The organism is Streptomyces sp. NPDC048612 (assembly GCF_043199295.1).
Lineage (GTDB): Bacteria > Actinomycetota > Actinomycetes > Streptomycetales > Streptomycetaceae > Streptomyces.
The window spans coordinates 112,865-128,702 of record NZ_JBICVV010000003.1 but is presented as its reverse complement, the minus strand read 5'-3'; the positions used below and the strand labels follow the sequence as shown (position 1 = coordinate 128,702).

General features: G+C 71.1%; 2 protein-coding genes. One reads left to right on the top strand and one right to left on the bottom strand.

Annotated elements, in window-relative coordinates; translation table 11 throughout:
- Positions 1-1,252: 1,252 nt before the first annotated feature.
- Complete coding sequence (locus ACGFN2_RS06660; RefSeq protein WP_393358059.1) at positions 1,253-2,665, bottom strand: NDP-hexose 2,3-dehydratase family protein; 1,413 nt, start codon at positions 2,663-2,665, stop codon at positions 1,253-1,255.
- Between the two features lie 360 nt (positions 2,666-3,025).
- On the opposite strand from ACGFN2_RS06660, the gene ACGFN2_RS06655 reads away from it, so the two are divergent.
- Positions 3,026-15,820: a type I polyketide synthase gene (locus ACGFN2_RS06655; RefSeq protein WP_393358057.1), complete on the top strand. Its 12,795-nt coding sequence runs from the start codon at positions 3,026-3,028 to the stop codon at positions 15,818-15,820.
- Positions 15,821-15,838: the final 18 nt, after the last annotated feature.

The following is a 15,838-nucleotide window of genomic DNA, read 5'->3' as shown; positions in this document are numbered from 1 at the left end:
TCCCTTCAGACCGCGAGCTGTTTTTGCAGCGGCGTGTGCCGAGGGTGTCGCACTCTGCGCGGACAAGCGGGCGGGGTACCGGGTATTTCCCGACCGCACCGCCGTCGGTGTTCGGCGCACAGGGTGCGTACTGCTACGGACATGCCGCCGTGGGTGGCACCGGCGGAGGGGCAGGAAGCGCAAAAAACCGGCGGGGCAGTGCGGTCGAGGCAGCCTGCCGGGTTTCTGCCGCTTACGCCGAGCGCCCGGCGTGTATTGCAGCGAGCTGGTCTCTGGTGCTTCCTGTCGGCGTTCACCTTCCAACGGCAGTGTGATGCACGGGAATTTCGTCGTTCTCCGTGTTCAAGGTTGCCACATCGTTCTGTGAAACCCGCTCGGGGGCGTTGCGTGAGGTGCTGGGGCCGCAATCGAAGGGCGTCCTCACCGATCTCTGAAGGGCCGCAAGGAAATACTCGGCGGTAACGGCCCCGGGGAAAGAGATTCGACTGTGACAGGTATCCGTCATGAAATATTTCGCAGGAGTTCGGGTTCGGTGCGGCTCCGAGCGGCGCAGACACCGTGGATCGCACGGTGACGGCAAAGCGGGAATTCGCGGGCGCTGCCCAGTGGTGACGGTATGGCCAATGTTACGCACGCATCTCAGGCGTACTGCGAGGTTCTTGAGGAGAATATGAGGCTTCTCCTCCGCCGGGGCCCGTGGCTTGTGGCCGGGGTGAGGCGCGGCGGTCCGGCCGCCTCATGGGGTGCACGGGCAGCCGGATCTGAACCCCTCAGTCATGCCTGTTCGGCTGTCTGACAAGTTCACGAGGAATCGTGGAACCCCAGGTGAGGGGTGTCAACCGGACCAACGGCCCGATCTGCGGCGCCGAACGTCACGGATCGCATCGGCGCAGGTCGTGGCCGGTTCCATGCCCTGGCGGCGGGCGAGTTCGGCCACTCTTCTAGGGAAATACACAGAAGTGACCTCTGGCCGTTGACGCCTCACGTGCGACGACCACAGGATGCGAGGCATGGCCGACCTGGACAGCGGAACGGAACCCTGGGCAGGGGAACAGCAGGGGCATTCTCCCGGGGCGCCCATGCCGGGGAGCCCGCCGTACTGAGCGCCCTGCGGGGCGCCGTCGTCCGGCCGGCCGGACCGGGTCGGGTGGGCAGCGCGGCACAAAGCACCCGCCCCCGGGACGCGGAAACGCCTACGGCACCGGCGCTCCGGGGCGGTCCGGAACGCCGGTGACGCACATGTCCAGCCCGGCTACGGGAGCGTCCTCATCCCCGCGACCAGGGTCCTGGCCTGCACATTCAGGTGGTGGCTGTACTTCAGCAGCTCATCCATCTGACAGAGCGTCACCCATCGGAAGTCCTCGGGTGCCTCCGTCGGAAAGCCCTCGTCCACCTCGATGATCAGGTAGCGGCTGCGGGCATGGCGGAAGCGGCCGCCCTCCTCCGACAGCACGGCATCGAACAGTGTCCGCTCCGGACCGCGCTCCAGCACGGCATCGAGATACCGGGGACGGTCCGCGGCCGGAAGATGGGCATAGCTCTCCGGAGTGCACTGCACCGTCGGCCCCAGCTCCACCACGTCGAGGAACCCCGGCTCGACCCGTGCGCTCAGCAGCGCGTGCGGCACCCCGCCGATCCGCTTCACCAGCAGCGCGGCGATCCCCAGCCCGTGCGGTTCGAGCAGCGGCTGTGACCAGGCCGGGACCTCGCGCCGGTGCGAGCTGACATCGACGGCGACGATGCTGAAGAAGAGCCCGCTCTCATGCGAGATCGCCTCGTCCGAGCGGCGCCAGCCCGCTGCCTCGCGCAGCGGCAGCGGCTCGGTGGCGATCTCGTGCCGGGCCCGTCGCGTCGTGACCCAGCTGCGGATCTCCGTATCGGAGTGCAGGCCGGAGTGAGCCTGCGCCGTACCCGCACGCCAGTCGGGGATGCAGGACAGCACCGTACGGGCATCCATGTTCAGCAGATCGGGATGGCGCAGCAGCACGCCGAGCTGGCCCAGCGTGACCCAGCAGAAATCCTCGCCCGCCTCGACCTCGGGCCCGACCTCGACCACCATGTTGCGGTTGCGCTTGCGGAAGAACCACGACCCCTGCTCGGACTGGAGCACATCGGCCAGCACCCGGCTCGGATCGGGGTCGATGAAGCAGTCGATGTACGGCACGGCGGAACCACCGTGCACCCGCGTGTAGTTGCTCTTGGTGGCCTGCACCGTGGGGGAGAGCTGCACCCCGTTGATGTTCCCCGGCTCCGGCTTGGCCTGCATCAGACAGTGCAGCACCCCGTTGATCTCGCGGACCGCGATGCCCAGCACACCGATCTCCGGCTGGTGGATGATCGGCTGGCACCACTCCCGGACCGGCCCGTAGTCGGAGCGGACCCGGATGCCCTCGACGGAGAAGAAGCGCCCGCTGTCATGCCGCAGGTTCCCGCTTCTGGGAGCGAAGTTCCAGCCCCGCAGTTCCTCGAAGGGTATCCGGCTGACCTCCAGCGCATGGGTACGCTGCCGCTCCTCGAACCACGCGTGAAACGCCTCGTTGCTCATCACCCCGCCCTCGATGGCGAGCGCGGAGGCGGCCAGCCGGCCGGACAGTCCCGCCGCCCGCCGGGCAGACAGTGCGGGGCCGGATGACCACAACGGCCCCACTGCGCTGTCCACATGCATTGCTGCACCCTCCCTGCCGATGTGTGTGCGGCGCCGGACGGCCGCCCTCTCCCCTCACAGCCTGCACGGGAGAGTTCTGGCATTTGCCTAGTCCTCTGCGTCCTGTCCCCGATGGCCGGGAGGGGCGGGAAGGTGGCCAAGGCACCCAGGCGCCCGCGAAACGGGTACCGGGGCCCGCCGCCGAAGGCTTGCGGCAAGCGGGTGCGCACCGCTGCGGAAGCCCTGCTCAGGGCCGTACGGAAGGAGCCTCCGCCGCGCCTAGGAGTTCCCCTAGAGGTGACCTTCGGCCCACCTTTCGGAGCCCGCCGCTGTGGAACGGTGAGCGCAAGCCGGTGCCGCTTCGCGTAGGGAGTGCGATTGATGAACGGGTCGGAATCCGCGGGCTCCACGATTCCCTCGCCACCCGGCGAGCCGATCGCGGTCATCGGCCTTTCCTGCCGCCTGCCCGGGGCAGCCGACCCCGACACTCTCTGGGAACTCCTCCGCGACGGCAGAAGCGCCGTCACCGAGGCGCCGGCCGACCGCTGGACCGCCGAACTCCTGGAGCGGTCAGGGGTGTCCGAGCCGGCCCGGGGCGGCTTCCTCGACGAAGTCGCCGCCTTCGACGCCACCTTCTTCGGCGTCTCACCGCGCGAGGCGCGGTCGATGGACCCGCAACAGCGACTCGCCCTCGAACTCGGCTGGGAGGCCCTGGAGAACGCCCGCATCCGCCCCGAACGGCTCCACGGCCACCGGACCGGGGTGTACATCGGAGCCACCGTCGAGGACTACGCCGTACTCGTCCACCAGCAGGGCACCGCGGCACTCGACCACCACACCCCGACCGGCCTCAACCGCGGACTCATCGCCAACCGCCTCTCCTACCACCTCGGCCTGCGCGGCCCCAGCATGACGCTGGACACCGCTCAGTCCTCGTCGCTCGTCGCGGTCCAGGCCGCATGCGACAGTCTGCGTCGCGGAGACTGCCACACCGCCCTGGCCGGCGGGGTGCACCTCAACCTCGCCCCCGAGAGCACCATCGCGATGTCCCGCCTCGGCGCACTCAGCCCGAGCGGCCTCTGCCACACCTTCGACGCCCGCGCCGATGGGTTCGTACGCGGCGAGGGAGGCGGCCTGGTCGTCCTCAAGCCGCTGGCCAGGGCACTGGCGGACGGCGACCATGTCCACTGTGTGATCCGTGGCGGAGCGGTCAACAACGACGGCGGCGGGCCCGGACTCACCACCCCGGATGCCGCCGCGCAGGAAGAGGTGCTGCGCCTGGCCTGCGAACGTGCCGGTGTCCACCCCGGCGATATCGGCTATGTGGAGCTGCACGGCACCGGCACCAGGGTCGGCGACCCCATCGAGGCGGCGGCTCTCGGCGCCGCCCTCGGCACCGACCCGCGGCGGAGCACCCCGCTGCCGGTGGGTTCGGTCAAGTCGAACATCGGCCACCTGGAAGGGGCCGCGGGAATCGCAGGGCTGCTGAAGGCGGTGCTCTGCGTGGAGCACGGGCACCTCGTGCCGAGCCTGAACTTCAGCACACCCCACCCCGACATTCCGCTCGACGCCCTGAACCTGCGGGTGCAGACGGAGTCTTGTCCATGGACGGCGCAGCGGGGACGCCAACTCGTCGCGGGCGTCTCCTCGTTCGGCATGGGCGGGACGAACGCGCACCTGATCGTGGGGCGGGCCGAGCAGTCCGAGCAGCCCGACCGGCCTGATGGGACGGAGTCGGCCGAGGAGGAGGGTGCTGCTGCGCCGGCGGCCGTGCGCCCCGGTGCGGGTGCGGGTGTGGTGGTGCCGTGGGTGGTGTCGGGGCGTTCCGCGGGTGCGTTGGCGGGGCAGGCGGAGCGGTTGGTGTCGCGGGTGGTGGGTGCCGGATGGTCGCCGGTTGATGTGGGTTGGTCGCTGGTGGCGTCGCGGTCCTCGTTCGAGCACCGGGCGGTCATCGTCGGGGCCGAGACCGGCGAATTGACCTCCGGGGTGCGCGCGGTGGCGGAGGGACATCCCGATGCCGCGGTGACATTCGGCGAGGTGTCCGACCGCGCTGGCGGGACGGTGTTCGTGTTCCCGGGGCAGGGGTCGCAGTGGGTGGGGATGGCGGTGGAGTTGTTGGACTCGTCGCCGGTGTTCGCTGAGCGGTTGGCGGAGTGTGGGGCGGCGTTGGAGCCGTTCACGGACTGGTCGTTGAGTGGTGTGTTGCGTGGGGTGGAGGGCGCGCCGGGTCTGGATCGGGTGGATGTGGTGCAGCCGGTGTTGTGGGCGGTGATGGTGTCGTTGGCGGAGGTGTGGCGGGCTCATGGTGTGGAGCCTGCGGCGGTGGTCGGTCACAGCCAGGGGGAGATCGCGGCGGCTTGTGTCGCCGGAGCGTTGAGTCTGGACGACGGCGCTCGGGTGGTGGCGCTGCGGAGCAAGGCGATCCGTGCGCTGTCGGGGCGTGGCGGGATGGTGTCGGTGGCGTTGCCCCGGCCCGAGACGGAGGAGTTGATCAAGACATGGAACGGTCGGGTCTCGGTTGCGGCCGTCAACGGTCCGTCGTCGGTGGTGGTGTCCGGTGATGGTGATGTTCTGGACCGGTTGGTGGCGGAGTGCCGGGAGCGTGGGGTGCGCGCGCGACGGGTCGAGGTGGACTACGCCTCGCACTCGGCGCATGTGGAGTCCATCGAGGAGACGCTGAGGGAGGCCCTGGCGCCCCTCACGCCGCGGGAGTCTTCCGTGCCGTTGTTCTCCACGGTGACGGGGGAGTGGCTGGACACGGCGGCGATGGATGCCGGGTATTGGTATGCGAATGTGCGGCGGACCGTGGAGTTCGCGCCTGCCGTCGAAGCCCTCGCCGCAGCCGGTCACCGCACGTTCGTGGAGGTCAGCCCGCATCCGGTGCTGACGATGCCGGTGCAGGAGAGGGTGGAGGACGCGGCTCCCGAGGCGGTGGTGGTGGGCACGCTGCGCCGTGGCGAGGGCGGGCTCGCCCGGTTCTACCTCTCATTGGGCGAGCTGTATGTGAACGGGGTGGACGTCGACTGGTCCCCGGCCTTCGCCGCCCATGGTCCCCAGCTCGTGGATCTGCCCACCTACGCGTTCCAGCGCGAGCGGCACTGGGTGGAGCACACCGCCGCCGAGCGTCCCGGTCGCACCGCTTCCCCTGAGCCGGCCCGGCCCGCCGACGCCACTGTCGCCGATGCCACGCCCGCCGGTCCCGCTGCGGGCCGGCCGACGCTCGATGTCGTACGGGAGAACGCTGCCGCGGTGCTCGGCCATCGGGAGCCCTCCGCGATCAACGCGGGCCGGACCTTCAAGGATCTGGGCTTCGACTCCGTCACCTCGGTGGAGCTGCGCAATCGGCTGAACCGGGCGCTCACGGTACGGCTGCCGCCCACGGCGCTGTACAACCATCCCTCTCCCGCCCGGCTGGCCCGCCATATCGACGCGGAGTTCCTGGACGGCGGCAGCGCCCTGGAACCAGCGCACCGCCCGGCCATCGACCCCGACGAGCCGATCGCCGTCGTCGCGATGGCCTGCCGCTACCCCGGTGGCGTGCGGTCGCCCGAAGATCTCTGGCAGGTGCTGCGGGACCGCGTGGACGTGGTGTCGCCGTTTCCCACCGACCGGGGCTGGAACACCGACGGCCTGTACGACCCGGACCCCGAACGTTCGGGCACCAGTTACGTACGCGAGGGCGGGTTCCTGGATGCCGCGTCCTTCGACGCCGGGTTCTTCGGGATCTCGCCGCGCGAGGCCCTGGCGATGGACCCGCAGCAGCGGCTTCTCCTGGAGACCTCCTGGGAGGCGCTGGAACGGGCAGGTATCGACCCGGCGGGAATCCGCGGCAGTCGCACGGGCGTGTTCGTCGGCGCCATGGCGCAGGAGTACGGCCCCCGTCTCCATCAGGCGAACCACCAGGTCGAGGGGCATGTCCTGACCGGAACGACCACGAGCGTCGCCTCCGGACGCATCGCCTACACGCTCGGTCTTGAGGGACCGGCCATCAGCGTGGACACGGCGTGCTCGTCATCGCTGGTGGCGCTGCATCTGGCGGCGCAGGCGCTGCGCGGCGGAGAGTGCACCCTCGCGCTCGCCGGCGGGGCGACGGTGATGTCCCGGCCGGGAATGTTCGTGGAGTTCAGCCGGCAGCGGGGACTCGCGCCGGACGGACGGTGCAAGCCCTTCGCCGCTGCCGCCGACGGCACGGCCTGGGGCGAGGGCGCCGGAATCCTGCTGCTGGAACGCCTGTCGGACGCCCGGCGCAACGGTCACCCGGTGCTGGCCGTGATACGCGGCAGCGCCACCAATCAGGACGGCGCCTCGAACGGCCTCAGCGCCCCCAACGGGCCCTCGCAGGAGCGCGTCATCCGGGCCGCGCTCGCCGCTGCCGGGCTGCAGCCGTCCGAGGTCGACGCGGTCGAGGCGCACGGTACCGGGACGACGCTCGGCGACCCCATCGAGGCCCAGGCCCTCCTCGCCACGTACGGCGAGGGCCGCGATGAGGACCGGCCGCTGTGGCTCGGCTCGCTCAAGTCCAACATGGGGCACACCCAGGCCGCTGCCGGGGTCGCGGGAGTCATCAAGATGGTGCTCGCGCTGCACCACCGCCTCCTGCCGGAAACCCTGCACCTCGATGCACCGTCCCCGCATGTGGACTGGTCGGCAGGCACGGTACGGCTGCTCACCGCGGCGCAGCCGTGGGAGGAGAACGGGCAGGTGCGCCGGGCCGGAGTCTCGTCGTTCGGCATCAGCGGCACCAATGCGCACGTGATCGTGGAACAGCGTCCGCCGGAAGCCCCGCACGGGCCGGACGACGACGCGGTGCAGGGCGCCAACGCTGAGCAGGGCAGCGCTGCGGAGCAAAGTGGCAGCGCGGAGCAGGGCGGTGACGAAGCGGGCGACGGCGCCGCCGGTCGTCCGGTTGTGCCATGGGTCGTACACGGCCGCACCCCGAATGCACTGCGCGCACAGGCGGCCGCGCTCGCCACCCATCTCGACGCCCTCCCCGACGCCGCACCGTACGACGTGGCGCACTCCCTGCTCACGACCCGCGCGGCAATGGAACAGCGTGCTGTGCTCATCGGCGATGCCCCTGCTGCGCTGCTCGCGGCCCTGCACGCCGTGGCCGAGGGGGACACCGGCCCCCACACCGCCACCGGCTCCGTACCCGCTGCCCCCGGTCCAGGAGCGGTGTTCGTGTTCCCGGGGCAGGGGTCGCAGTGGGTGGGGATGGCGGTGGAGTTGTTGGATTCCTCGCCGGTGTTTGCGGGTCGGTTGGCGGAGTGTGGGGCGGCGTTGGAGCCGTTTGTTGATTGGTCGTTGAGTGGTGTGTTGCGTGGGGTGGAGGGCGCGCCGGGTCTGGATCGGGTGGATGTGGTCCAGCCGGTGTTGTGGGCGGTGATGGTGTCGTTGGCGGAGGTGTGGCGGGCTCATGGTGTGGAGCCTGCGGCGGTGGTCGGTCACAGCCAGGGGGAGATCGCGGCGGCTTGCGTCGCCGGGGCGTTGACCTTGGAGGACGGTGCGCGGGTGGTGGCGCTGCGGAGTAGGGCGATCCGTGCGCTGTCGGGTCGTGGCGGGATGGTGTCGGTGGCCCTGTCCTCGTCCGAGGTCGCGGAGCTGATCGAGCCGTGGGGCGGCCGTGTTTCGGTTGCGGCGGTCAATGGTCCGTCGTCGGTGGTGGTCTCCGGTGATGCGGATGCGTTGGACGAGCTGATGGAGGGCTGCCGGGAGCGCGAGGTCCGGGCGCGTCGGATCGAGGTGGATTACGCCTCGCATTCGGCTCATGTGGAGTCGATACGTGAGGAGTTGCTGGACGTTCTGGCGCCGGTCGCACCCCGGAAGCCGGCCGTGCCGCTGTTCTCCACGGTGACGGGGGAGTGGCTGGAGACAGCGGAGATGGACGCCGGTTACTGGTATGCGAACCTGCGGCGGACCGTGGAGTTCGCGCCTGCCGTTGAGGCTCTTGTCGCGGCCGGTCACCGTACGTTCGTGGAGGTCAGCCCGCATCCCGTGCTCACCGTGCCGCTTCAGGAAACCGTCGAGGACGCGGGCGCGGATGCGGTGGTGACGGGCACGCTACGCCGGGACGACGGAGGCCTCGCCCGGCTCTACACCTCCCTCGGTGAGCTGTATGCGAACGGTGTCGACGTCGACTGGTCCCCCGTGTTCGCCGACCGGCGCCCGCATCGGGTGGAGCTGCCGACGTATGCGTTCCAGCGGCAGCGCTTCTGGCTGGAGCCGGATGCGCCGACTGTGGCTGCATCCCCTGAGGAAGAGGCGTTCTGGGCGGCAGTCGGGGACCAGGACGCGGAAGCGCTGGTGGGCACGCTCGGGCTGCCCGGCGTCGAGTCCCTGAACGAGGTGCTTCCGGCGCTGTCGTCGTGGCACCGGAGCCGACGGCAGCGTGAGACGGCGGACGGGTGGCGCTATCGCGTGGTGTGGCGGCCGCTCACCGAGCCGGCCGCCGGGCAGCTCGACGGCAGCTGGCTCGTGGTGGTTCCGGCCGGGTACGAGGACGACGCGCTGGTGCAGGGTGCCCGGGAGGCGTTGGAGGAAGCGGGCGCACGCATCCACTCACTGACGGTGGACGGCTGCGCCGAGCTGGTGGAGCTGCTGCGCGCCGAGTCCGTTCCGTATGCCGGAGTGCTGTCACTGCTGGCCCTGGAGGAGCGGCCGGACCCGACCCACCCCTCTGTTCCCACCGGTCTGTCGCTCACCCTCGCACTGCTCCAGGCGCTCGGAGACGCCGGGATCGGCGCCCCGCTGTGGTGCGTCACCCGAGGTGCGGTCGCTACCGGTGGCTCCACCGCGGGCTCCACCGGTGAGGACGGTGCGCCGGTGAATCCCGACCAGGCCGGGGTCTGGGGGCTCGGCCGGGTCGCCGCGCTGGAGCACCCGGAGCGCTGGGGTGGGCTGATCGACATGCCCGCCGCCCAGGCCGGTGGCCAGCCGGCGGCGGACGGCCGGTCGGCGGCGTTGATGGCGCGGGTACTGGCGGCCGGTGACGACGAGGACCAGCTCGCTGTCCGCGGGGCCGCCCTGTTCGGGAGGCGGCTGATTCCCGCACCGGTCGCCGGTGTGACACCGCGGCGCTCCTGGCGGCCGCGCGGCACCGTCCTCGTCACCGGCGGCACCGGAGCGCTGGGCGCCCATATCGCCCGTTGGCTCGCCGCCCAGGGCGCGGAACATCTCGTCCTCACCGGCCGTCGTGGCGCCGCTTCCCCCGGTGTGGCCGCGCTGTGCTCCGAGCTCCGTGACCAGGGTGTTCGGGTCACTGTGGCGGGCTGCGACATCGGCGATCGGCAGATGGTGGCGGACCTGGTGCGGCAGATCGAGCAGGACGGGGAACCCGTGCGGGCCGTGGTGCACGCCGCCGGTGTCAGCGCCCTCGGCCCGCTGGCCGGAGCCGGGCCGGAGGACCTCGCGGCGGCGCTCGTCGGCAAGGTCGCGGGCGCCGGCCATCTGTCCTCCGTACTCGACCCCGCACAACTCGACGCCGTCGTCTACTTCTCGTCCATCTCCGGCACCTGGGGAGTGGCCGACCACGGCGCATACGCGGCGGCCAACGCTCTCCTCGACGCCCATGCCGAACAGGGCAGGGCCGACGGGCTGCCGGTGCTGTCGGTCGCCTGGGGCCCCTGGGCCGGCGGCGGCATGATCGCCGACTCGAACCACGAGGTACTGCGGCGCCGCGGAGTGCCCGTCATCGACCCGGACACCGCGCTCACCGCGCTCCGGCAGGCGCTCGACCACGGCGACACCTCGATCGCGGTCGCCGAGGTGGACTGGCGGCGCTTCAGCAGCGTCTTCACCTCGGTACGGCCGAGCCGACTGTTCACGGAGATCCCCCAACTCGCGACGGACGAGAGCGAGAACGAGGGCCGAGGCGAAGACGGGCACGGGGACGGGAGCGGAGACGACGGCAGTGACGGCACGGTGCGCGGGTCCGCACGGTCGCTGCTCGCCGAGCGGCTCGCCGGACTCGATGCCCGACACGGCACCGCCGCACTCCTGGATCTCGTCCGCGAACAGACGGCCTCCGTGCTCGGTCACGACAAGTCGGCCCCCGTGGACTCCGAACGCCCCTTCAAGGAGCTGGGTTTTGACTCCCTGACCGCCGTCGAACTGCGTAACCGCCTGAGTCGTGCCACCGGGCTGCGACTGCCACGGACGGTCGTGTTCGACCACCCCAGCCCGGCCGCGCTCGCAGGCTACGTCGGCACGGAGATCCTCGGCGAGGAGGAATCCGCCGCGAAGCCGTCTGCGGCGCCCGCGCCCCTGGCCGTGCCCGCGCCCGTCCCCGCAGAGGCCGACCCGATCGCCATCGTGTCCATGGCCTGCCGCTACCCGGGGGGCGTCCAGTCTCCCGAGGACCTGTGGCGGCTGGTGCGGGAGGGCACCGATGCGATGTCCGCCTTCCCCACCGACCGCGGATGGGACCTGGCGGGCCTCTACGACCCCGATGCCGACCAGCCGGGCAGCAGCTACGTCCGGGAATCCGGATTCCTGCGCGACGCCGGTGACTTCGACGCCGAGTTCTTCGGAATCTCGCCGCGCGAGGCCCTGGCGATGGACCCGCAGCAGCGGCTCCTCCTGGAGACCTCCTGGGAGGTCTTCGAGCGTGCGGGCATCGACCCCAAGTCCCTGCGGGGCAGCGGGACCGGTGTCTATATGGGCGTCACCGACCAGGAGTACGGGAACCGCCTCCGCGCGGCGGACCCCGGGCAGATCGAGGGATATCTCGCGACCGGGGCGGCCACCAGCGTGGCATCCGGCCGGGTCGCCTACACCCTGGGACTGGAAGGCCCGGCCGTAACGGTCGACACGGCATGCTCGTCGTCACTGGTCGCCCTGCACATGGCCGTGCGAGCACTCCGCTCGGGGGAGTGCTCGCTCGCCGTCGCGGGAGCCGCCATGGTCATGGCTGACCCCGGGCCGTTCATCGGTTTCAGCCGTCAGCGGGGGCTGGCGCGGGACGGCCGGTGCAAGCCGTTCTCGGCGGCGGCCGACGGCTTCGCGCTCTCCGAGGGCGTCGGCGTGCTGCTGGTGGAACGCCTGTCGGATGCCCGCCGTAACGGGCACCCGGTGCTGGCGGTCGTCCGCGGAACCGCGATCAACCAGGACGGTGCGTCGAACGGCCTGACCGCGCCGAACGGGCCTTCGCAGCAGCGGGTGATCCGGGCCGCGCTGGCCGATGCCGGTCTGTCGGCCGGTGAGGTGGACGTGGTGGAGGCGCACGGCACCGGTACGTCGCTGGGTGATCCGATCGAGGCGCAGGCGTTGCTGGCCACTTACGGGCAGGACCGGGAGGCGGACCGGCCGCTGTGGCTCGGCTCGGTCAAGTCGAACATCGGGCACACCCAGACCGCTTCCGGGATGGCCGGTGTCATGAAGACGGTGTTCGCCGTGCGGCATGCCGAATTGCCGGCGACCTTGCATGTGGACGAGCCGTCGCCGCACGTGGAGTGGTCGTCGGGCGCGGTGGAGCTGCTGACCGAGGCCCGGCCGTGGACGGTGGAGGACGACCGTCCGCGCCGCGCCGGCATCTCCGCCTTCGGGATCAGCGGGACCAATGCACATGTGATCGTCGAGCAGGCGGAGCAGCCCGAGCAGGAACGGGAAGGGGAGTCGGCTTCGGCCTTGCCTTCGTCTTCGGCCTCCGATGGCGTGGTCGTGCCGTGGGTGGTGTCAGGGCGTTCTGCTGATGCGTTGGTGGGGCAGGCGGAGCGGTTGGTGTCGCGGGTGGCGGGTGCCGGCTGGTCGCCGGTTGATGTGGGCTGGTCGTTGGTGGCGTCGCGGTCGTCGTTCGAGCACCGGGCGGTGGTGGTGGGGTCGGATGTCGATGAACTGGCTGCCAAGATGCGGCAGTTGAGCCCGAGTGAGGGGACGGGCGATCCGGGCAGGACGGTGTTCGTGTTCCCGGGGCAGGGGTCGCAGTGGGTGGGGATGGCGGTGGAGTTGTTGGATTCCTCGCCGGTGTTCGCTGAGCGTCTGGCGGAGTGCGGTGCGGCGTTGGAGCCGTTCACGGACTGGTCGTTGAGTGGTGTGTTGCGTGGGGCGGAGGGCGCGCCGGGCCTGGACCGGGTCGATGTGGTCCAGCCGGTGTTGTGGGCGGTGATGGTGTCGTTGGCCGAGGTCTGGCGGGCTCATGGTGTGGAGCCTGCGGCTGTGGTCGGTCACAGCCAGGGGGAGATCGCGGCGGCTTGCGTCGCCGGGGCGTTGACCCTGGAGGACGGCGCGCGGGTGGTGGCGCTGCGGAGTAGGGCGATCCGTGCGCTGTCGGGTCGTGGCGGGATGGTGTCGGTGGCCCTGTCCTCGTCCGAGGTCGCGGAGTTGATCGAGCCGTGGGGCGGCCGTGTTTCTGTCGCGGCGGTCAACGGTCCGTCGTCGGTCGTGGTCTCCGGTGATGCGGATGCGTTGGACGAGCTGATGGAGGGCTGCCGGGAGCGCGAGATCCGGGCGCGTCGGATCGAGGTGGATTACGCCTCGCACTCGGCTCATGTGGAGTCGATCCGCGAGGAGTTGCTCAAGGTTCTGGCGCCGGTCGCACCCCGGAAGCCGGCCGTGCCGCTGTTCTCCACGGTGACGGGGGAGTGGCTGGAGACAGCGGAGATGGATGCCGGGTACTGGTTCACCAACCTGCGGCGGACCGTGGAGTTCGCGCCCGCCGTCGAAGCCCTCATCGAGGCCGGTCACCGCACGTTCGTGGAGGTCAGCCCGCACCCCGTACTCACTGTGCCGCTCCAGGAGACTGCTGAGAGTGTGGGCGGGGAGGCGGTGGTGACAGGGACCCTGCGTCGTGATGACGGTGGTCTGTCGCGGCTCTACACCTCCCTCGGCGAGCTGTACGTACACGGTGTGGACGTGGACTGGTCCCCGGCGTTCGCCGCCCATTGTCCGCAGCTCGTGGACTTGCCCACCTACGCCTTCCAGCGCCGCCGCTACTGGCTGGAGTCCGGGCGGTCGTCGGTGGACGGTGCGGTCGACCCGGTGGATGCGCGGTTCTGGGATGCGGTGGAGCGTGCGGATCTGGAGGGTCTGGCGGCGACGTTGGGCCTGACGGAGCCGGGGGCTCTGGGTGAGGTGTTGCCGGTGCTGTCGTCGTGGCGGCAGGGTCGGCAGCGGCGGAGCACGGTGGACGGCTGGCGTTACCGTATCGTCTGGCGACCTCAACCCGAGCCGGATGAGGGTGAGTTGGCCGGGCGGTGGCTGATCGCGGTCCCCGCCGACTACCTGGACGACGACCTCGTGCGGGCGACCTCCCGTGGTCTCGGCGACCGGGCCCGCATCATGCCCGTATCGGCCACTGCCGACCGTGCGGAACTGGTGGCACAGCTGGCGGCGCTGCGCGGTGATGCTGATGCCCCGCTGCACGTGGTGTCGCTGCTCGCGCTGGACGACCGGGATGCCGACGGCCACCGGGGTGTGCCCAGCAGTCTGCTCAGCACCATGGCCCTCACCCAGGCACTCGCCGAATCGGAGGTGAAGGCCCGCCTCTGGGCGGTAACCCAGGGAGCCGTCTCCATCGACGGCGGCGCAGCAGAGCCCGAATCCCACCGGACGTCCGACCCGATCCGCCATCCCGGGCAGGCGGCCATCTGGGGTCTGGCCAGGGTCTTCGGCCTCGATCACAGTGATCGCTGGGGCGGCCTGATCGATCTGCCGGGCACCCTGGACGACGACGCGTTGCGCCGTTTCCTGGCCCTGCTCGGCGGTGACGGCGGCAGCCAGGACGAGTATGCGGTCCGCCCGTCCGGCGTCCACGCCCGGCGCATGGTGCGCGCGCCCCTCGACCCGTCGGCGGTGGCCGAGCCGTGGCGGCCGCGCGGCACCGTTCTCCTCACCGGGGGCACCGGCGCCCTCGGAGCCCATGTGGCGCGGGCGCTCGCGGAGGGCGGTGCCGAGCACCTGGTGCTCGCCGGCCGGCGCGGCCCGGACGCCCCCGGTGCGTCCGAGTTGTCCGCCGAGCTGACCGCCCTCGGCACGCGCGTCACCGTGGCCGCATGCGATGTGACCGACCGGGCCGCGGTGGCCAAGCTGCTGGACTCGTTCACGGACGAGGCTCCGCTGACCGCTGTCGTGCATACGGCGGGCGTCGTCGGCGAGGCCCGTCCACTGGGCGAGACCTCCCTCGATGACGCCATGGCCGCCGTACACGCCAAGGTTTCCGGTGCCTGTCACCTCGACGAGTTGCTGGCGGATCACCCGCTGGACGCCTTCGTGCTGTTCTCCTCCGGCGCCGGGGTGTGGGGCAACGGCGGCCAGGGACCCTACGCGGCGGCCAACGCCGCTCTTGACGCACTCGCCGAATGGCGCCGGGCACAGGGCCGCCCGGCCACCTCCATCGCCTGGGGTGCCTGGGCCGGGGGCGGCATGGTCGACGAGGCCGTGGCCGAGCAGCTGCGTCGACGCGGTGTCCCCGCAATGGATGCCCAACTGGCCGTACATGCGCTGCGGGAAGCCGTCGACCACGGGGAGACCACCCTCGTCGTCGCCGACATCCGATGGGACCGCTTCCTCCCCTCCTACACGGTGAGCGGGCACCGACCGCTTCTGGACGAGCTGCCGGACGTACGGCAACTGCTCGCCGGCCAGGAGGACACGGCGGACGAGGCCGACGAGAAGGGGCCGGACCTGCCGGGCAGGCTGGCCGCGCTGCCGGAGGCCAGGCGCAAGCGGATGCTCCTGGACCTGGTCCGCACCCATGCGTCCGCCGTACTGGGGCACTCCTCGACCGAGGCGGTCCGGCCCGCGCGCGCCTTCCGTGAGCTGGGCTTCGACTCACTGACCGGGGTGGAGCTGCGTAACCGGCTCAACGCGGTCACCGCGCTCAGGCTCCCCGCCACCCTGGTCTTCGACCACCCCACACCGACTGCGCTCGCCGCGTATCTGCGGGACGAACTCCTGCCTACGGAACCCGAACCGGAGCCCGATTCGCTACCGGTACCAGGGCTGCGACCGGAGGCAGGGCGCGGGGCCCCCGTGCTCCCCGAGCTGCGACAGGTCGCGAGCGCACTGCAAGCGGCCGGTGACGACGACACCCGGCGGGCGCTCACCGAGGGACTGCGCGGCCTGCTCGCCCAATGGGAGGGCCAGACCCCGTCACCACCGGCGACCGTCGACGACGAACTCGCGGAAGCGAGTGATGAGGACATGTTCGACCTGATCGACAGGGAACTCGGGACCGGCTGATCCGGAACGCACACCGAC